This window comes from Paenibacillus athensensis, from assembly GCF_004514475.2.
Classification (GTDB): domain Bacteria; phylum Bacillota; class Bacilli; order Paenibacillales; family NBRC-103111; genus Paenibacillus_AL; species Paenibacillus_AL athensensis.
This window is the reverse complement of record NZ_MYFO02000005.1, coordinates 127976-148101: the sequence shown is the minus strand read 5'-3', so window position 1 is coordinate 148101 and position 20126 is coordinate 127976. Positions and strand designations below refer to the sequence as shown.

The following is a 20126-nucleotide window of genomic DNA, read 5'->3' as shown; positions in this document are numbered from 1 at the left end:
ATTGGTCGCAGCGGGGCATCCACGCGAAATGTCAAAAATGCGAAAGAAACGGTCAATTTTGCGCAAAAATTGCAATTGCTTTCTATGCTATGATTTTGTAGAAAATGTCTGTATTTCCATAACCGCATTAACGAAATCGTATAAAAGGAGAGATTTGTTTGGAAATCAAGTTACCCGTTTCCGCGAATCCGAGCGTAAGAGGCTACTTGCATCATGCGTTTCAAATGGCCGTGCTGGATACTTGTCCCAAAGCGACCCCTTGGCGGCATATGAATTTTATCCAGCTTGTCTCTAATGGTGAAACCGCTTACCCGGTGACGTTTTATATGCCGGATCAATTCGGCTATAACTGGTCGATGCTGGCGCCCTTTTTCGAATATCAGGTCATCAATCGCAGTTTCATTCAAGATAACGGGATGGACTTCAAAAAGCTCGTCGTCGATTCGTTGGCCAAAGGCTATTATGTCTATACGTATATTAATGAAGTGTATGTGCCGCACACGATTGCGAGGAATCGCAACATTAATTTCAACCATATGATTTTGCTGCACGGCTACAATCACGATACCCGCGAGGTGTATTTTCTGGGGTATGCGGATAACGGCGAGTTCAACGAACGGACGATGGCGATCGATGAGCTGGAGAAAGCCTATTATGATAATAATTATCAGTATCCGCGTTACGAGGATTGCTTCTATATGTACCGGATCAGCGACAATCGCGATACCGACATTGCGTTTGACGTGTCCGTCATTGTGCATCAGCTGGAAAACTTTTTGTATTCGCGCAAGGAGGGAAATAACGTTTTTGATATCCGTGCCCACGAGAGCAATAAGCTGGTCTACGGGTTCGATGTATATGACGCTTGCCTGTCGGCATTGGCGCAGATGGCTGCCGGTAATATTTACGTGAATGTCGTGCCGATTCATATTTTAATGGAGCATAAGCGGTTGATGGTGGAACGGCTGGAATATATGGAAGGCATGTTCCCCCAATCGCTGCAGCGGTATGCGCAAAGCTACGTCAAGCTGTCCCGGGGCTACGAGTCGCTGCGCAATCTCGTCTTGAAATGCCGCATTTCCAATAATCGCAAAATGCTGGAGCAGGCGATGGACAAGCTGCGGGAGCTGGCTCAAGAGGAGCGGACGATTATGGAAAGCTTGCTGGAAAGCTTGCAGGCGAAGGTGAGTTGAATATCGGCGATGCTGCCGTAATGCCCGGCCCGACCTTAGGTCGGGTTTTTTGTGCGCTTGGCGTCTGTTCCTTTTTAGAGGGAATCGGGGTGGCGCAATGGAAAGGGTAGAGGAGGCGATGCCGCTTATCCGCTGCACGGCGGACAAACAGACCGGGAGAAGGAGGGAGCAAGCTGTGAAGCTGTGTCTGAATCAACGGCCCTGCCGATTGGAAATGGGCTATGAGCTGGGTTTTGGCCCGAGCGTCTTTGAGAAGATGGCTGAGATTGTGCGGGCATTTCCCGATGCCGGAGAGGATGTGCTTTTCTCCTATGCGAACTGGGACCGGGCGCTGGAAATTTGCGAGGCTGACGTATTACTGGGAGATGCGAAAAGTTTTCATGCCGATATCGTGCTTGATCCGGACCAGATCATTAGTCAAAAGGTTAAGGAAATTCTGCTGCGGCACCATGCGCCAGGCAGTGAACCGCGGATGCACCAGAGCCTGATGGACAGGCTGCTGGCTCTATTCAGACGAGCGGATTTCGCGGAACTGGACGAGCAATTGCTGCTGGAAATGGGCACGGTGGTGCATCAATCGTTGATGACGTATACCTTGGAGGACTTGGACGAAGCGACGCAGTCCTTTGTAAAAAGCCGATTGCGCACTTGTAACTCTGTCTGGCTGTGGCCTGATGAAAAGCCGCACCATCTGAAAAATATACTGTGGTATCGCGTTAATACGATAGCCGATATCCGGGAAGCGCTTGAGCGGACAGGGTGGTGGTTCGATGGTGTCATCGTTTCTCCGGACAAGGACATTGAAGCGTACAGCTACATGCTGTGGTACACCGAAGAGCATGGTCTGGAGCATGACGAGCATGACGGCATGGTGCTTTATATTCACATAAGCAAGGAGCAGGAGGCGCATTTTCGTCAGACGGTTCTGCCGCGTTTGCAAGAGATCCTTGGAGATCGACTGGAGGTCTATTTATAAAAAATGATTTCCCCAAATGCTCAGAATCGGTTCAGCGCGGGGGTGTACAATACAAGCAGCAGGGCAGGCCGGCAAACGGGCATCGGTGTCGAATGCAGCACGCTTTGTTTGCAGGCACGGTCTGAATAACTACCTGAGTGAAGGAGAAATCAGCGAGATGCGAACCCAACCACTGTATGTACGAATGCTGACGTTGTTCGGAGTACTGCTGTTGATTGTACAGGGAGGGCTTCCTGTAGTTACACAGGCGGCTGTTACTTACGGAGTTACAACGCTGGCCGGTACGGGAATCTCCGGCTATAACGGCGATGGTGGAAGTGCAACCGGAGCGAAGCTCAACACGCCCTCGGGCGTAGCTGTGGACGGTAACGGTAATATTTACATTGCTGACACGGAAAATCATCGGGTCCGCAAGGTGGACAGCAGCACCGGGAATATTAGCACGATTGCCGGTACGGGAGTTTCCGGTTATAACGGGGACGGCATCACGGCCACAACGGCACAGCTATACAGTCCGACCGAGGTAATTCTGGACGGCGACGGCAACGTGTATATTGCGGATACGAATAATAACCGCGTACGTAAGATAGGATCAGACGGTAAAATCAGTACGGTTGCCGGTACGGGCGTTGGCGGCTATGACGGCGACGGCGGCCAAGCGACCACGAAGCAGTTGAACGGTCCTTCCGGCCTGGCGCTGGACAGCAGCGGCAACCTGTACATTGCCGATACCTACAACCACCGTGTTCGCATGGTCAACGCGTCGGGAACGATCAGCACAGTAGCGGGTACCGGCAGCAACGGCTTTAGCGGCGACGGGAATGCAGCAACGGCGGCCAAGCTGGATAACCCCTATAAAGTGGTATTAGGCGTTGGCGGCGTATTTTATATTGTCGATAGTGGTAACCAGTGTTTGCGCAAAGTGGGCGCTGACGGCAAGATCAGCACGATTGCCGGAGGCAACGGAAATAGCGGGGAAGGCGTGCCGGCCAACACGTCTTGGCTCAGCCTTCCTTCCGGTGCGGCTGCAGACAGCAACGGCGACGTGTACGTTTCCGATACGCTTAATAACCGCGTGCGCAAGATTGATGCGGCAACTGGCAACATTTATACCATTAACGATTCATTTAATAATCCATACGGCTTGGCTGTGGACAGCAGCGGCAGCATCTATGTTGCCGACACGTACAATCACCAGATTCGCAAGCTGACGATTTTGTCCAGCAACGCCGGACTGACCTGCGTGCTTGGTCAAACGGACAACGCGCCGGGCGGCGGCGGTGGAAGTACGGCGGGAAGTGCCGTGACGTGGTCGGTGAATGTGCCAAACGCTCAAACCGAAGTCGGGCTGTCCAGTGTAACGGCAGCGACCTATGCCAGCTTCAAGCTGTATACCAACAGCGCTTTTAGCGCGGAAGTGACGGGAAGCACAACGGTGCCGCTGCCGGACGGCGGAGCGACGACCGTTTATGTGAAGGTTACGGCACAGGATAACGTGACCGTCAACTATTATGCGGTGACGGTGAATCGCGCGGCCTCCATCAGTAGCGATGCCGGGCTGACGAGCGTGCTTGGTCAAGCGGACAACGCGCCGGGCGGCGGCGACGGCAGCGCGGCGGGCAGCGCCAAGACGTGGTCGGTGAACGTGCTGAATCCGCAAGCCACAGCGGGCCGAGCGGATCTAGCAGCGGCAGCCGATGCAACGTTCAAGCTGTATGCAGACAGCGATTTTACGACGGAAGTAACGGGAAGCGGGACGATTCCGCTGACTGCGGGCGCAGCAACCGGCATTTACGTCCAGGTGACGGCTCAAGACGGCGTGACGGTGCGCTATTATGCGGTAACGGTCAATCGCGCGCCGACGCCGAGCAGCGATGCCGGTTTGACCGGCGTTGCGGGCCAAACGGACCATGCGCCGGGCGGCGGCGATGGCAGCTTAGCGATGAACGCGGCGACATGGACGGTGAACGTGCCTTACAGCCAGCCTGAGCTGGGGCTTGCGCATCTGGCAGCTGCTGCGGATGCCACGTTCAAGCTGTTTAGCGACAGCGCCTACACAGCGGAGATTACGGGAAGCGGGACGATTCCGCTGACCGCGGGCCGTGCGACGGTAGCATATGTGCAGGTAACGGCGCAGGACGGTGTGACCGTGAAGCATTACGCCGTGACGGTGAATCGCGGTCCGGCGCCGAGCAGCGATGCGGGGCTGACCAGCGTCCTGGGCCGGGCCGACAAGGCGCCGGGCGGCGGTGACGGCAGCGCGGCAGGCAACGCCTACACATGGTCGGTGAAGGTTGCGAATGTACAAGCGAAGCTGGCTGCAACGCAAATCACTGCTGCGTCCGGCGCGACGTTCAAGCTGTATTCGGATAGCGATATTACCGCTGAGGTCACGGACGGCGGGACTATTGCGCTCAAAGCGGGCGGAGCTACCGTTGTGTATGTGCAGGTGACGGCAGAGGATGGCGTGACCGTCCGCTATTATGCCATTACGATACATCGCGATCGCAGCAGCTCGTCAGCCGATACGGGCACAGTCGTCACGCCTGTCGAGTCGTCGCATGACAGCGAAGGCATTGACATCTATGTAAACGGCAAAGCCGAAAAAACAGGCACAGCGACCACGACAGTCGTCGATGGACGCACGGTTACTACCATTGAGCTCGATCAGCAAAAAATCACCGACAAGCTGACGGCGGAAGGCCGGCATGCGCTCGTCACCATTGTTAGTGGCAAGGGCTCGGACGTAGCTAGAGCCCGCGTTAGCAGCGAGATTTTGCAAAAAATGAAGGACTTTGACGCAACGCTGGAATTCAAAACCGCTTACGCCTCCTACCAGCTTCCGGCGCATGAGCTGAACGGCTTGACTGCGGGTAACGGCGGCGACGCGGAGCTTCAGGGTACAGAGCTGCAAGTCGAAATCGCCGCCAGCCCGGAAAGCAAGCGCAAGCAGGTGGAGGAAGCCGCACAAGCGGGCCGCTTTACGCTTGCTGCGCCTCCGGTTGATTTTTCGGTGAGTTGGGTAGATCATCAAGGACAAGCATTCGAGATCACGAGCTTCACGCAATATGTAGAGCGGACCATCGCTATCCCGGATGGCGTGGACCCGAATCAGATCACAACAGCCGTCGTGGCTGAACCGGATGGAACGATTCGTCATGTACCGACGCAGGTCGAAGTTGTCGACGGCGCTTACGTGGCGCGCATCCATAGCCTGACCAACAGCACCTACGCGCTGGTGTGGCATCCGCTGGAGTTCCGGGACGCAGCCGGGCATTGGGCGCATGCAACCGTCAACGATCTGGGTGCCAGAATGATTGCGCTGGGCGATGAGCAAGGGCTGTTCCGCCCTGACCATGCCGTGACGCGCGCCGAATTTGCAGCCACTCTCGTTCGGGGACTTGGACTCAAGCTGGTTCAAAGCCAGACGCCTGCGTTCACAGACGTGTCGCCGGCCGACTGGAGCTACGCTGCTGTGCAGACCGCTTATGCCTACCACCTTATCAGCGGCTTTGAAGACGGCGCATTCCGTCCGTCTGCGACCCTTACTCGCGAGCAGGCAATGGTCATGCTGGCCAGAGCGATGCAGCTTACGGGCGGTTTTGCAGTTGATTGGGATTCCTTACAAGCTGGACAACTGCTGAGTCCGTTCACCGATGCGGATGAACTGTCTTCATGGGCTGCCGACAGCGTCGCCCGTGTGATGCAGGCGGAGCTTGTCGTGGGCCGAAGTCAGACCACACTGGCTCCTCAAGCTGTCATTACCCGGGCGGAAGCAGCCGTCATCGTACAGCGATTGCTGCAAAAAGCAGAGCTGATTTAAGTTGAAAAAAGGCTTGTGCGTTCACCGATCCCACAAAGGAACGGCGGCTCACAGGCCTTTGTTTGTTTTTGGCAACTCGACATGCCGGACATTTATAAATTGAACTTCGACGGCAGCAGCTTGACTAGAGTCGAGCGCTTATGGAAGCGGGCTTTTTTTCAATGAACGCCTACTTTTTTGTCCAACACATATAAGCTGGCTCCATAGAACAGCAGGCAAAGTCCGATCAAGGTCAAGAGAGGAGGCAGGTTCGAAAGGGAGACGATCACCACGAGCAACCCGACAACAAAAACCGCAAAGCTCAGCGTATGGGAAAAACGGCGGACCGTTGTACCAAGCAACAGGCTGACAAAACTGAGAAAAATGAGACTTGTCGCAAACAGAACAAGCTCTCCCATAAATACGAATTTGGAAACATTCCATGCATACAAAGGCTCGGCTCTGAACAGCAAGCCGCCGTTGACCAGATTTTGCAAGCTAAGGCCCGCGACCATCACCCCGGACAATAACAACGTTTCCAGCAGCAGCGATACATATTTGGATAGAAGCAGATAGGAGCGTGGGACAGGCAAGGTCAGCAACTGGTAAATCGCCTGCTGCTTCCATTCCTCTTTCCATGTAGTAAAGCTGTGCAGCAGCGGAGGGAGTAAGAAAAGCACAAAGACAGCGACATCCAGGCTCAAAATAAACGACATCGCTTCATCGGGAAAATCAACGGAAGCCAGCAGCAGGAGGATCGCGGCGTGAATCAGCAGCATCGCTGCAAGGGTAACCACAATCGAGGTTCTGCGGTTGCGCAGCTCCGTTTTGATCAAGCGGCTAAACGCGTTCATGTGCATACACCTCTTTCAATAGATCAAGCAAAGACCTGTTGTTCGCTTGCTTCAGACTTTCGACATTGCCCTGGAGCAGCAGCCTTCCGTCATGCAAAAATAACACCTCATCCAGCAGCGTCTCCACCTCCGCAAGCTCGTGCGTGCTGACGAGAATCGTTTGACCTTCCTCCATAAAATCCTCCACAATGGCCTGCGCAACCTGCTGTCGGGCGAAAGGATCGATGCCTGAAAAGGGTTCATCCAGCAGCAAATATTTCGCTTGGCGGCTTAGCGCCAGCAGCAGCTTGATTTTGGCTAACGTGCCTTTCGATTGTTTGTTCACAAGGACGTGCGGACTTAATTCGAAAAAATCCAGCAGCGCCCTCGCTTTTTGCTCATCCCAGTCCCTGTACATATCCTTCATGTATCGCATGCAGTCCGATACCTTCATCCAGGAGTACCAGCCATTGACGTCAGGCAGATAGGTCAGCAGGCCTCTGGACGTCAGGGAAGGGGAGAGGTCATCAATCAGCACCGTACCGCTATCCAGCCGCAGCAATCCGGCGATTACTCGCAGCAGCGTCGATTTGCCGGCACCGTTCGTTCCCAGCAGACCGACGATTTGACCTTCTTGCAGCGTAAAAGAAACATCATTCAAGGCCGGCTTGCCGCCAAAAATTTTTCCCGCATGCTCTACTTTAATCATGAACCGTTCCCCTTTCCAAATACGTTCGGACAATGTCCAGAATGGCTTCATTTGATTTTCCAAAAGAGCGCAGCATCCCTATGCATTGATCCAGACTGGCCGCCAACGCCTCTTCGCGAAGCGACTCCAGCATCCGTTCATCAGTAGTCATACAGCTTCCCTGACCTCTGGCCGTCATAATCAGCTTCATCTCCTCCATTTCCCGGTAAGCCCGCTGCACCGTATTCGGATTCACGCCCAATTGCTTGGCGAATTCCCGCCGGGAGGGGATTTCTTGACCCAAACCATACGTACCCTGAATAAACTTGGTCTTAAAATCATCGATGATTTGCGCATAAATCGGTTCCTTCTGATTAAATTCCATAGCTTCCTCCAATGGAGTTACAGTATTACTGTACTAATTAATTAATACACTAATACAAAAAAGGTGGATATGTCAAGTACTCTATTGCCCCATTTGACGCGACAAAGACCGTCCTTGGAAGAACGGCCTTGCTTTGGGTCGTAAGCTTTTAATTATGTTAAAATTTAAGGGGGTTATGGATGGGCTAAGTTAAGCTCCAAAAAATTTCAGTAGAAGTCTGTGATCGTGGGTAAATAAGTTTGCGTATTGGCTACGCAATGCTTCGTTACCGCTCCAGCCATGCGGAATCGCCAACCACATAGAAGTGATCTTTTTCAAATAATAACATACCCTGATTTAATTCCTTCACAAAGAATTTGTCGTCCAGGTTGTTTTTAAATTGATTGTTGATTTCAGGCAGTATGCTGAAGGGAGCAGTAGATGGTGGCTGACCCTGCATGATTTTTTTATAACTGATCGGTGCGCCTAACTCGTGATAGGTCTGAATAGTATTGACTCCAAAAGAATTCCATATCTTCAAGGAAAGATCTAGCAAAGGGAGGACCTTCGAGCTGTCGTATCTTAAAAACTCATCATCCAACAATATATCATTTTCAGGGATAATCAGATGTAACTCAATTTCGTTGGATCGGTACATAAAAAATAAGCGAAGATGGCTATATAACTCCGAATATAAAAGAATTTGCCTATAATCATGCTTCACATGCTGGTCAAATCCCAACTTGAATTTCTTCTCAAGAAGGGAAGTATTCCAGTTGACTATTTCTTCGAGTGTATGATTTTCTGAGATCCAATATCCGGATCGAAAAGGGAAGCTGCGAAATACGGTGTTGTACATGTCACCTACAAAATTGGGAGTGAAGATTGAATATGGAAATGAATAATGTACTGAAAAATATGGTGGCATTTGAGGCGACCTCCATGTATTTGGTTGTTCAAATTAATTTGTGTAGCCATCACGGAAGCCAATAGGCAAGGGCATCAGCAATCCGAATCGGCGACGGGGACAATATTGCCATTGTTGTATTCCTTCACGATTTGGCCGTCCGTCGTTTTATATACGATGTATGTGTCATTAGCTTTTGCATCCAACTTGGCGCGGTCTCCGGTTAGCTTAATCCATTTCTCCAGATCTTTAAATTTATCCAAGGGCTTCACCTTCCCATTATCAATAACGGTATTTGATTCAATTGTAGCACAATATAACATCATGTAAGGGGCGGAACCACTCTAAAGAAGAGCGTCCGACAATGGACACCCCTTAAATATGCTACGCACTCCACATGCGCCGTCTGCGGAAACATATCCACCGGCTGCACCCACTCCAGCCGATAGCCACCCTCAAGCAAGGTCTTGCAATCCTTCGCCAAGGTCGAAGGATTGCAAGACACATAAACCAAACGCTGCGGCTTGGCGTCAACCAACGCGCCAAGCAGGGCGGCTTCGCAGCCGGTCCGCGGCGGGTCCACCACGACAACGTCGGGGTGGAAGCCCTCGCGGACCCACTGCGGCAGCAACCGCTCGGCGCGGTCGGCATAGAAGCGGGCGTTCCCCAGCCCGCTTCGCTGCGCGTTGCGCCGAGCGTCAGCCACGGCATCCTCGATCAACTCGATGCCGCGAACCTCCGACGCCATAGGCGCCAGCCACAGGCCAATCGTGCCTGTGCCGCAATAGGCGTCGACAACCGTTTCGCGGCCGGTCAAGGCCGCGGCTTCCTTCACCGCGTCATACAGCTTGACCGTCTGCGACGGATTCAGCTGAAAAAACGCCCGCGGTGACAAAGCAAAGCGCAGCTCGCCCAGCTCCTCATCGAGCTGATCGCGCCCCCACAGGATCTTCGTCTCGTCGCCGAAAATCAGCGAATCCGTGCCCGGATGCACGTTCTGGGCTAGGGTCACCACCTCCGGCAGCGCCTGACGGATGCGCCGGACAAGCGCCTCGCGCTGCGGCAGCTCCGCAGAAGCGGTGACGAGCGTCAGCTGCACCTGCTGCGAGCGCCACCCGATGCGGGCGACGACGGTGCGCAGCACGCCGCTGCGCTTGCGCTCATCGTACACGGGCACGCCCAATTCGTCGGCGATCCGGCTGACCTCGCGCATGACGCGATTGAGCCCCGGATGCTGGATCGGGCAGCCGCTGATGTCGACAAGCCGGTGAGTACCCGCCGCATAGAGTCCGGTAATCGTGCGGCCATTCTGCCGACCGACCTGCAACTGAGCCTTATTGCGATAGCTCCAGGGCTCGTCCATGCCGAGAATCGGCCGCAAGGGCAGCTCGCGAATCCCCGTATAGCGCTCAAAAGCCTCGCGCACGAGCGCTTCCTTGGCGGCAAGCTGACCGGCGTAGCTGAGATGCTGAAGCTGGCAGCCGCCGCATTCGAGATAGACAGGGCAGGGGGGCGCGACGCGGTCGGGGGAGCTTTTTTCGATATGCGTCAAAGCCCCCTGAATGTAGCTGCTTTCGACCTTGACCGCTTTGGCTCGCACGACCTCGCCGGGCAGCGCGCCGGGGACAAAAATCGTTTTGCGCCGAAAATAGCCCACGCCTTCGCCATTAATCCCGATGCGTTTGATCGTAACGGCTATGATGTCGCCGACTTTAATTTCCTCCGCTGTAGAGATATTGGCGATTGGAGCCTTGTCAACAGATGCCTTTCCCGAATCGCTGCCTGCAAAATCCCGCTGCCGGGCAACGGGTTTGGCGTTGTTCCGGTAGGAGGGAGAGGAGGAGGATCGTTCCGATTGGCGCGTCTGCTCGTCCTGTCGATTCGCATGCAAGGAAGCTCCTCGTGCTCCGGCTTGTTGCTGTCGAGCGCTGCGACCAACCGGCTTGTTCGTTTGGGCCAGCGGTTGCCCGTCTCTCGGCGCGGCATTTTGTGTAGTGCGGTTGCGTGAAAAGGGTGCCTGCACCGCTTCACCGTCTTGCGAATATCCGGGTGTATTTTTCTCGCGGTGACCACTCCGCTCGTTCCGGCCCCGCTCAGGTTGTGCCCCGTTTGCGCCTGCTTGTGATTTTCCAACAGTCGACTTGCCCGCTCGAACTTCACTTGCTCCCGCACCTCCCGGCCGTGCTTGTGGATTGGTCCGCGCCGTAGCTTCACGCTGTTGGGCAGCTCCGCTCCTATCCCGTCTCGTCGATTCCTCGTCTCCCGGCCGTGCCCCGGGACTGGTCCGCGCTGTAGCTCCACGCTGTTGGGCAGCTCCGCTCCGATCTCGTCTCGTCGATTCCTCGTCTCTCAGCCGTGCTTGTGGATTGGTCCGCGCCGTAGCTCCACGCTTTTGGGCAGCTCCGCTCCGATCTTGTCCCGTCGGTCCCGCAGCTTCCGGCCGCGTCCCCATATGCGTCCGCGTGCCAGCCCTAGGCTGGTTGTCAGCACTTACTCCGCGCTGTTTCGTAGCTCTTGCGTCTACTCCCGCATTCGATGCAGAAGCCCCGCGCCGACTCGTCGCTCCCGCGTCTCCCGGTGCTTTCGATACAGTAACTCCACGCGGCTTGCCAACTCCGCTTACATGCCGTTTCTTCGTTCCGGTTCCGTTTTTCCCGGCTGCTGGCGTGCTTTTCTCAGCATCCTCCTGCTGTCGGATTTTCTCCTTAATCCGCCGCTGCGCTCCGCTTGCCGGCCCGTTCGTTTTTTCGCGTGCTTGTCCGTGTCCTTGCCCGTTCTTTCGCTGGTTGTGGTCCGCCATTCTGTATACCGCCTTATTCCCGTTTTTTATCCACTATATCATGCGCGGCAGGGGAGCGGAAGCCGCCCGGTCATTGCTCAGCACAAAGCGATTCCCACGTAGGGTGTTTGGCAGCGAATCGCATCCCCGAACCGCCCGTCAGCCCGCCGCCCCCGCGCAGCGCACCTGTGAACCGCCCCTCAGCCCGTCGCCCCCGCGCAGCGCATCTTTCAAATCTCCCATCGAAGCGCCACCACAACGCAAAGCGCTTCCCTCTATCACCGCCCGCGCCCCCCGCTCTACCATCCCCCCGCACCCCTCGCCCCGCAAGTGCATCGCACAGCCGCCAATGCTATAATATGGAAGGATGTCTGTTCCAGTAAGGAAATGTGCACCGGGGGGAAAGGTGCAGAACGGCGCAACGTTGCGAAGTCGCAATGGCGGCGCCGCAGGCGGTTCAATTTTGTTCATAAAAGAGGTGGGCATGTGGCAGCAGCGGAGGCTGTAATCGAAGTAGAGGGACTCATCAAGAAATACGGCGATTTTCAAGCGGTGAAAGGGGTTCATTTTACGGTCAACAAAGGCGAGGTGTTTGGCCTGCTCGGGCCCAACGGCGCGGGCAAAACGACCACAATGGAAATGATCGAGGGCCTGCGCAAGCCCGATGGCGGCACGGCCAAGGTTGCGGGCTACGATACGCGCAGCCAGCTTGGCAAGGTCAAAGAGGTCATCGGCGTGCAGCTGCAATCGACGTCGCTGTTCGACCTGTTGACGGTGCGGGAAATCGTGCGCATGTACGCCAGCTTTTATCCGAAAACGGTGCCGATTGAGCCGCTGCTGGAGGATATGATTTTGCTGGAAAAAGCCGACGGCCGCGTCAAGCATCTGTCCGGTGGGCAAAAGCAGCGCTTGGCCATTGCGCTTGCGCTCGTCAACGACCCGCTGGTGCTGTTTCTCGACGAACCGACGACCGGACTCGATCCGCAGGCGCGCCGGACGTTGTGGGATATTGTGCTGCGGCTGAAGGAGCGCGGCAAAACGATTGTCCTCAGCACGCATTATATGGACGAAGCGCATGTGCTGTGCGATCGGATTTGCCTGATGGATCAGGGCCAGGTCATCGCGCTGGATACGCCGCGCAATCTCGTGCGCAGTCTGCAATCGGAGAATGCGATTGAGTTTCGCTTGCCGGAGCAGGAGCAGGTGGATGCGTCCAAGGCGGAGCAGCTGCTGGCGCTGCTTGGTGGTATCGAAGCAGTCAAGCAGGCGGATTACCGCAATGAAGTGTTTATTTTGTATACGGACGATCTGCAAACGTCGCTGACCGCCTTGATCCGCCAAGCGCCCGAATGGGGGATTCGGCTGAATGAGCTGCAGACGCGCACAGCGACGCTGGAGGACGTGTTTATTCATATGACGGGAAGGAGCTTGAGGGAACAATGAGCGCATACCGGCAATTAACGCTGGCCCAGCTGCGGATTTTTGCCCGCAACCGTCAGGTGCTGTTCTGGTCGTTGGGTTTTCCGATCTTTTTCATGATTATGCTCGGCTCGTTTCTCGGCAACGGCAGCAGCTTGTCGCTTGGCGGCACGGTGATCGATCTGGACAGCTCGCCGTCCTCGACGCAGCTGGTAGCGGCGCTGACGCAAAGTCAGGCGCTGAAGCTGACCACAGCAACCGATGAGCCCAAAGCGCTCGACGAGCTGAAAAACGGCGACTCGCAAATGGTCGTCGTCATTCCGCAAGGCTACGGCGAAGCCGTGACGAAAGCAGAGGGAGGCGGCGAAACGGCCAGCGTCAAGGCCTATTTTGACGAAACGAATCTGACTACGTTGGAGGTTGGCAAAGCGACGCTTGGCCAAGTGGTCGACGGGATCAGCAAGCAGTTGACCCATTACAAGCCGGTGATCGGCATTCAAGCCGAAGGCGTGCAGGCGCTGCATTTGAAATACATCGATTTCCTCGTGCCCGGTATCGTTGCGATGATGATCATGTCCAACAACCTGAACGGGGTGGCCGGGCAAATCGCTTCTTGGCGCGAGCGCGGCATTTTGCGCCGGCTGCAAAGCACAACGCTGAAGCCCGGAACGTTCATTGCGGCGCAAATTACGGCACGGCTGGTGATGAACGGGCTGCAGGCCGTGATCGTGCTGCTGGTCGGCGCGTTGATTTTTCATACGCAGGTGAACGGCTCGTGGCTGCTGCTGCTGTTTTTTGTTATTCTCGGCACGCTGGCTTTTATGTCCATCGGCTTTATCGTGGCGAGTCTGGCAAAAACGCCGGAAAGCGCCGGCCCGATTGCCGGCTTCATTTCCTTCCCGATGCTATTTGTCGGCGGCGTGTTTTTCCCGATCAAGGATATGCCGGCCTTCCTGCAACCGATCGTCAAGCTGCTGCCGATTTCGCATCTGACCTCGGCGCTGCGTCAGGTCATGAATGTGGGCGTGGGCTTCACCGGCGTATGGCAAGAAGCCTTGCTGCTCGCAGGCTGGATGATTGTCGCGTTCCTGATCGCTTCGTTTACGTTTAAGTGGGAGTAGACAGGAGTGCAGAAATGGTGTAGAGGGCTTCAATCTAAAAAACCGTTTTGGCTTTAAAGCTGAAACGGTTTTTTTTGTAAGATAGAGATAAAATGTTTATTAATATTATTATTTTTAAATATAAGAAATTATAGTATTTTAAGGTTGATCTATAAGTATCGTGATTACAATACAAACGCTCGCTCCAAAAGCAATTGGTTTTATGAATCCAGAATATTCAATGCAAGTTAAGCGTAGGGGGCCGATCACATTGTTCAAAACGGTTAGGTGGATGTTCCGCGTATGCACGGTGGCTCTATTATGGGGCAGTTTACTGGGCTGTACGGCAAACACACCCAGCTCTACAGTTCCTGATAGCAGTCCGACTGCTTCAAAGGAAGAGGCACCGAAAGCGACTCGAGATTTCAATTACCGGATTCATAGATACGATGCGCAGACTGCATGGGCAGTTGGTTCCAATCCCGCAAACACCAATCAGCTCCAATTGCTGATGACGCATGATGGAGGGGAGCACTGGCAGGATGTTACGCCAAATAGCGATTTTCCGGTAAGCTCAGACAAGATAACTTCTCTGGACACTTTATTTGCGTATGTAAATCCGGATCGCTTCTGGATTATTCAGATGCAGGATCAGGGTATAGCCGTTTATACAACCGCGGACGGGGGAGTGAGTTGGAACGCCGGAAAGACTTTGTCAGTTGACGGTGTGGTGACTGGTTTTTCTTTCGCAGATGAGCAACAAGGCTGGGTGTATGTGAATAAAAAAACTGGACTGGGATATGCAATTGATGAAATCTATCGTACAGAGAATGCCGGTTCGAGCTGGGAGATGATCTCAAGCGTCGAGGGCGGCGGTATTCCGATGGACGGAGAGAAAGCCGCACCTTCTTTTGCCAATGGACAAGTTGGTTTTATGGGAGTCAGTATGGCGGCCTCCGAGCCAACCCTATATCGAACAGATAACGGGGGGAAGACGTGGAAGGCTCAAAAACTTATGCTCAGCAAGCCGATCGAAGGGAGTCCCCATCTTACCGTACTGTCGCCTTCCTTTCTTAATGAACAGCAAGGAATATTGCCTGTATATTACGATATGCCGGGAACCAATCAGGTTAAAATTATTTTCTTCCAGACAACGGACCGCGGACAATCATGGACAGAAGGACCTGATATAGAAGCTTCTCCCGATGCATTTCAACTTCAATATGATTTTGTGTCTTTATCGGAGGGCTGGTTATGCACGGACCGGACAACACTATACAAAAGTATGCCGTCCTGGACGCCTATATTTACAGCCGCTTCTGAGAAGATCGACCAATTCGACTTTATCAACAGCACGTCCGGATGGGCCGTATTTATGAAAGATAACAAACATCTGCTTATGGAAACGAAAGATGGGGGGCAAAGCTGGAGCGCATTGTCCACCTCTTGGTATTGAAAAGACAAAGACGTGAACAGATGCCCGATTCGAATGGATCGCGGCGTCAGTCACGTCTTTTTTATCTGTGCATTATTGTCAGATTCACACCCTCAACGCTTGCCGCTCATTTCATAAAGCAGCTGGGCGAACTCCTTTTGCACCATGCGGCTGAGCGGAATTTTGTTCGGCGTGTGCTGCAGATGGATCAGATAACGGCGGGAGCCGGGCAAGCCGCGCTCTTTTTCATAGGACATCACGTGCTTCAAATTGATCAGATAGCCCTTATACGGACTGAACAGACAAGGCGAAGCCTGGGCCAAAATATCGGACAAGCTCGTATTGCCCTCGATGATCTCCCCGTTGACGAGGTAAATCAGCGTCGAGCGTTTCTCTTCTTTTTCGACAAAAACAATCGACTGCTCGAGAATCGGCACCTCGACCTTGAGATTTTTGACCGTAATCCACGTCGCGGTTTCGCCGGGCTCCTGCCGCTTCCGGTCGAGCTCGATTTCCGTTACGGCTTTTTGAATCGCCGCTTCGAACTTCGGAAACAACACGGGCTTGGACAAAAAATACAAGGACCCGAGCTCGTTCATGCTGGTCAAAATATGCTCAATGTTCGTCGTGCCGCTGACCATAATGATTTTTTGCCTGTGGAAGCCTTTGTCGCGCAAGGTTTGGATGGTCGTGATCCCGTCCATTTCACCCTGCAGACCGATGTCCACCAGCATCAAGTCGGGATTCAACTGCTCGTAGCAGCTCATGATATCTTCTCCGCAGGGGACGACCTGCAGCACGGTTAGCCCGCAGCGTTCGCTGTATTCACTTAAAAGCTTGGCTATCCAAGGATTGTCCTCGACAATCACAACGGAGTAGGTCGGGTTCATACGTGCACCTCTGGCATTGAAATGGTAGGGTGTCAACTTGGGACGGGGAAGTGGCATTTCGGGACGAAGCGCGTTTTTTCGCTAAAAAATGTAGTATGATCAAGTTGTAAGCTTTCCCAAGTCTAGTAAAAAGGTAGGGTGACACGATTTGAACTCCTTGATCTCCATTGCGCTTTCGTTTCTGGACTACTTTCCGATCATACTGATTTCCCTGATGCTGTATCGTCAAAAAGTCAGACCCTACTTGAGAGAAATCCTCCTGTTCGCAATCGCCGGAGCGCTGGTCGCTCATATATTCGGCCCGATTGTCTATATTTTTTCGACAGGCATGCTGCTGACCTTCTCGCTGCGATTTCCGATTGTGTCTTCGCTGATTATTTCGTTATCCGGTTATGTGTTGTCGGCGCTTGCGTCTACAGCCGCTTTGGCTACAGCCGTCACCGAGGGCGTATTTACAAGTCTGCAAACGCCCATTCATCCCGAAGCGCTCGCCGTGCAGGTGCTGCTGACGCTTCCGGCCAAGCTGCTGCTGGTGCTGGTGCTGTATAAAAGCAGATTCGGCTTTACGTTTCTCGCGCCGTACACGAAAATTTCCTTTAACAAAAGCAATATCGGTTTCTTCATGTTTATCGCTGTTGTGCTCTGCGGCGTATTGCTGCGAACGCTCGGTCCCAAAACGATGTGGAACTTCATGATGCCGTTCCAGATGCTCTGCGCCGCAGCAGCGATTCTGCTGGTGATCTCGGTCAAGCGCGAATGGGAATCGAGCTAGTGCTCCAGCGCTGGCGTGCCTTCGCCGAAGGAAGCTAACGATTCGCTGGTCACGCCGCCGGATGCAGAGATGTTTTCCAGCAACCGACGATATTTCAGCTGGACAAGCGCCGGGATCGCAACCGATTTTCCTTTGCATTGCGGATCGAAGTATACCTTGCCTTCTTTGGCAATGTAGCGGCGGACCTGATTGAAGTTGACGAAGACGTTGGAATCGACCTTCTTGAAGCCTTTGTCGGCCAGCGTCTCCAGCATGTCCGAGAAATCAACGAGCGATTCAATCGAATGCGCATAAGCTTGCTGCGCGCTATGATAGATCACTTCCCGCTTGCCGACTTCGACGTACAGCATGTCGTCCAGCTCGAAATCGAAGCTGTCGCCAACAGCGACGGTTTCTTCCAGATATCCGGCCCGCACCAGCAGCTCGGTATACGAGTAATTGTAGGCGGCGGCCAGCTTTTTCAGCGTAGCCGGGGACGGTTGAATCTTGTCGTTGGTGGAGCGGTTCCGTTCCAGCTCCAGATCGCGAATATAGGCGTGGGACAGTCCGCTGCTTTGCGCCACCTCGCGCAACGAACGCTTGCCTCTCAATTTTTCCAAAAATAGTCCGAATCCTTCGGATCGATCCATCATATATCCTCTCCCCATCTGTAAAATTCATCTTCTTACTATTGTAAGTCAATTTGCGGCAGAAGAAAACTCCTTACGTATGTTCCGGCCAAATTTCGGGCATATTGTTGGCAAAAGGATACATAATGGGGGAATTCGCATGCTGTTGTACCAATTGGCCCAGTGGATGGAGGAGCGGTCGTCGCTGCACAAGGCGCTTCAAGCAGGAGGAGAAGACCTGTTGCACGTGCAGTCGCAGATCAGCCGGGTGGAGGAGCAATTGTATGCGCAGGCCGAGCGCTGGAAGCAGGCGATTGAAGAAACGTCGCTGCTGCAGGTTCCTTACGAGGCGCCGCATTTGGACGATGATCCGATTTTATAGCCGTTTGGCAGTCTGTTCCTTTGTGTTCCAAGGTTTTTCCGTGTAAAATAAGGGAACCAGACCGATAGAGAACGAGGTTTTCCTTACATATGAAGGTTATTGTTTCTACATTAAATGCCAAGTATATTCATACGTCGCTGGCCCTGCGCTATTTAAAAGCGTTTTGCAGCGGCGATTTTGACGTTGATATCGTGGAGTATACGATCAAGGACCCGGCAATGAACATCGTGTCCGACTTGTACCAGAAGCAGCCCGACGTGCTCGGGTTTTCGTGTTATATCTGGAACATTGAAGAAACGATCGGCATTATCCGCATGATCAAAAAAATTCGCCCCGAGCTGATCATCGTCCTCGGCGGTCCCGAGGTGTCCTACGACACCGAATATTGGCTGCGGCGTCTGCCGGAGGTCGATTTCATCGTCATGGGCGAAGGCGAAGAGACGCTGCATCATTTGCTGCAGGAGCTGTCGACGACGCGCAAGTATCATTTTGTGTACGGACTCGCCTACCGCAAAGGGGAAGAGATCATCCTCAATCCGGGGCGGCCTAAGCTGAAGCTGGACGATATACCGACCCCGCACCGTTTTGCGGAGGATTTGCCAAGCTTGGCCAATCGCGTCGTTTATTTCGAGACGAGCCGCGGCTGTCCGTTTTCCTGTCAATTCTGCCTGTCGAGCATTGAGGTGGGCGTGCGGTATTTTGATATGGAGCGAACGAAAAGCGATCTGCTGTATTTGATCGATTCCGGGGCGAAGCTGATCAAATTCGTCGATCGGACCTTTAACATCAAGCGCGATTATGCGATGGAGATTTTTGAGTTTCTAATTGCCAACCATCGGGGCTGCGTGTTCCAGTTTGAAATTACCGCCGACATCATGCGACCCGAGGTATTGGATTATTTGGCCGAGCATGCGCCGCCAGGCACGTTCCGTTTCGAAATCGGCGTGCAATCGACGAACGATCTGACCAATGAGCTGGTGCAGCGCCGGCAAAATTTCGCCAAGCTGACGCGCACGGTGACCAAGGTCAAGGAAAGTGGCAAAATCGACCAGCATCTCGACTTGATCGCCGGACTGCCGCAGGAGGATTACGGTTCGTTCCGCAAGACGTTTAACGATGTGTTTGCGCTTGGACCGGAAGAATTGCAGCTCGGTTTCCTGAAAATGCTGCGCGGCACCGGCATGCGCAAGGACGCCGAGAAATACGGCTATCAATATATGGATCATGCGCCGTATGAAATTTTGGGCAACGACATTTTACCGTTTACCGATCTGATTCGCATCAAGCGGGTGGAGGATGTGCTGGAGAAATATTGGAACGCGCACCGTATGGACCATACGATGAACTATTTGATCGCGCGCGAGTTTGCTTCGGCGTTCGATTTCTTTCAGGAGTTCGGGGATTATTGGGAGGGGCGCGGCTGGCAAAAAATCGGCCATCAGCTCGAAGACCTGTTCACGCGTCTGTTGAGCTTTCTGGCGCACCGCGGCACGACGGGCATGGAGATCGTCACCAGCTTGATGAAGCTGGATTATTTCCTCGGACACAAATACAAGCCGCGCAAAATCTGGTGGGATTTCACTTTGGACAAGGCGGAGCAAAGCGCGTATTTAAAGCTGCTGGCTGAGCGGCCGGAGCTGGCCAGCGGCGGCTTCCGCGAGCTGAACATCGGCGAGAAGGATTTGCACAAGCATGTGATGATTGAGCGGCTGCCGTTTGATCTGGAGCGCTATCTGAGCAGCGGAGAGCTGGACACGGATGCGCCGGTGCTGTTGATCGTGCATTTCCCGCCGGACGGGCAACGCACGGCTGCGTGGTACACCTTGCCGCTGGCGGAGACGGCAGCGCTGTAGGGCTGTTGGGGGTGCGGAGCTAATACACAATAAGGACCTCGATTCCATCCACATGGAAAGAGGTCCTTGTTTGTCGATATGCCTGTAACGGAAGCCCGCTGACTGCAAGCCAGACCGGAATGACG

17 protein-coding genes are annotated in these 20126 nt (G+C 53.9%); 9 read left to right on the top strand and 8 right to left on the bottom strand.

Going from position 1 to position 20126, the window contains the following annotated elements; translation table 11 throughout:
* The first annotated feature begins 158 nt into the window (after positions 1-158).
* The 3 genes from B5M42_RS11310 (at position 159) to B5M42_RS11300 (ending at position 5992) form a co-directional block, all read left to right on the top strand.
* Positions 159-1193 carry a PCRF domain-containing protein gene (locus tag B5M42_RS11310; RefSeq protein ID WP_134755351.1) on the top strand — a complete coding sequence of 345 codons (1035 nt, stop codon included), beginning with the start codon at positions 159-161 and terminating at the stop codon, positions 1191-1193.
* A 175-nt stretch (positions 1194-1368) separates the two neighbouring features.
* Positions 1369-2169 (top strand): hypothetical protein, encoded by an 801-nt coding sequence (locus B5M42_RS11305; protein WP_134755353.1) that lies wholly within the window; start codon positions 1369-1371, stop codon positions 2167-2169.
* 157 nt (positions 2170-2326) lie between these two features.
* A complete protein-coding gene (locus tag B5M42_RS11300; protein WP_167690140.1) occupies positions 2327-5992 on the top strand; it encodes an S-layer homology domain-containing protein in 3666 nt (1221 codons plus the stop codon).
* 158 nt (positions 5993-6150) lie between these two features.
* Here B5M42_RS11300 and B5M42_RS11295 read toward each other — a convergent pair whose 3' ends face one another.
* The 6 genes from B5M42_RS11295 to rlmD form a co-directional block, all read right to left on the bottom strand.
* Complete coding sequence (locus B5M42_RS11295) at positions 6151-6825, bottom strand: ABC transporter permease (protein WP_167690142.1); 675 nt, start codon at positions 6823-6825, stop codon at positions 6151-6153.
* Positions 6812-7513: an ABC transporter ATP-binding protein gene (locus tag B5M42_RS11290; RefSeq protein WP_134755359.1), complete on the bottom strand. Its 702-nt coding sequence runs from the start codon at positions 7511-7513 to the stop codon at positions 6812-6814. Before B5M42_RS11290 ends, B5M42_RS11295 begins: the two co-directional genes overlap by 14 nt.
* The gene (locus tag B5M42_RS11285; RefSeq protein WP_134755361.1) at positions 7506-7877 is read right to left on the bottom strand and encodes a GntR family transcriptional regulator; all 372 of its coding nucleotides are present in this window, start codon (positions 7875-7877) and stop codon (positions 7506-7508) included. Before B5M42_RS11285 ends, B5M42_RS11290 begins: the two co-directional genes overlap by 8 nt.
* Positions 7878-8142: 265 nt before the next feature.
* Positions 8143-8784, bottom strand: coding sequence for a hypothetical protein (locus B5M42_RS11280; protein WP_134755363.1), 642 nt, complete (start codon positions 8782-8784; stop codon positions 8143-8145).
* Positions 8785-8858: 74 nt separating this feature from the next.
* Positions 8859-9026, bottom strand: coding sequence for a hypothetical protein (locus B5M42_RS11275; RefSeq protein WP_209280756.1), 168 nt, complete (start codon positions 9024-9026; stop codon positions 8859-8861).
* Positions 9027-9085: 59 nt separating this feature from the next.
* Complete coding sequence (gene rlmD / locus B5M42_RS11270; protein WP_230632859.1) at positions 9086-10654, bottom strand: 23S rRNA (uracil(1939)-C(5))-methyltransferase RlmD; 1569 nt, start codon at positions 10652-10654, stop codon at positions 9086-9088.
* 1374 nt (positions 10655-12028) lie between these two features.
* Here rlmD and B5M42_RS11265 point away from each other — a divergent pair.
* The 3 genes from B5M42_RS11265 (at position 12029) to B5M42_RS11255 (ending at position 15517) form a co-directional block, all read left to right on the top strand.
* Positions 12029-12985 (top strand): ABC transporter ATP-binding protein, encoded by a 957-nt coding sequence (locus B5M42_RS11265; protein WP_230632858.1) that lies wholly within the window; start codon positions 12029-12031, stop codon positions 12983-12985.
* Positions 12982-14082 (top strand): ABC transporter permease, encoded by a 1101-nt coding sequence (locus B5M42_RS11260; protein ID WP_134755367.1) that lies wholly within the window; start codon positions 12982-12984, stop codon positions 14080-14082. Before B5M42_RS11265 ends, B5M42_RS11260 begins: the two co-directional genes overlap by 4 nt.
* Positions 14083-14332: 250 nt before the next feature.
* A complete protein-coding gene (locus B5M42_RS11255) occupies positions 14333-15517 on the top strand; it encodes a WD40/YVTN/BNR-like repeat-containing protein (protein ID WP_134755369.1) in 1185 nt (394 codons plus the stop codon).
* Positions 15518-15609: 92 nt separating this feature from the next.
* On the opposite strand, the gene B5M42_RS11250 is transcribed toward B5M42_RS11255, so the two are convergent.
* Positions 15610-16386 (bottom strand): LytR/AlgR family response regulator transcription factor, encoded by a 777-nt coding sequence (locus B5M42_RS11250; protein ID WP_167690144.1) that lies wholly within the window; start codon positions 16384-16386, stop codon positions 15610-15612.
* A gap of 148 nt (positions 16387-16534) precedes the next feature.
* Here B5M42_RS11250 and B5M42_RS11245 point away from each other — a divergent pair, with 148 nt between their 5' ends.
* Positions 16535-17158: a hypothetical protein gene (locus B5M42_RS11245; RefSeq protein WP_134755373.1), complete on the top strand. Its 624-nt coding sequence runs from the start codon at positions 16535-16537 to the stop codon at positions 17156-17158.
* Here B5M42_RS11245 and B5M42_RS11240 read toward each other — a convergent pair.
* Complete coding sequence (locus B5M42_RS11240) at positions 17155-17757, bottom strand: helix-turn-helix domain-containing protein (RefSeq protein ID WP_230632857.1); 603 nt, start codon at positions 17755-17757, stop codon at positions 17155-17157. The two genes, B5M42_RS11245 and B5M42_RS11240, sit on opposite strands and share 4 nt — an antisense overlap.
* Positions 17758-17926: 169 nt before the next feature.
* Between B5M42_RS11240 and B5M42_RS11235 the strand changes: the two genes are divergently transcribed.
* Together B5M42_RS11235 and B5M42_RS11230 are read left to right on the top strand one after the other, a co-directional pair.
* Positions 17927-18148, top strand: coding sequence for a hypothetical protein (locus tag B5M42_RS11235; protein WP_134755377.1), 222 nt, complete (start codon positions 17927-17929; stop codon positions 18146-18148).
* 89 nt (positions 18149-18237) lie between these two features.
* Positions 18238-20001 (top strand): B12-binding domain-containing radical SAM protein, encoded by a 1764-nt coding sequence (locus B5M42_RS11230; RefSeq protein WP_134755379.1) that lies wholly within the window; start codon positions 18238-18240, stop codon positions 19999-20001.
* The last annotated feature ends 125 nt before the right edge of the window (positions 20002-20126 follow it).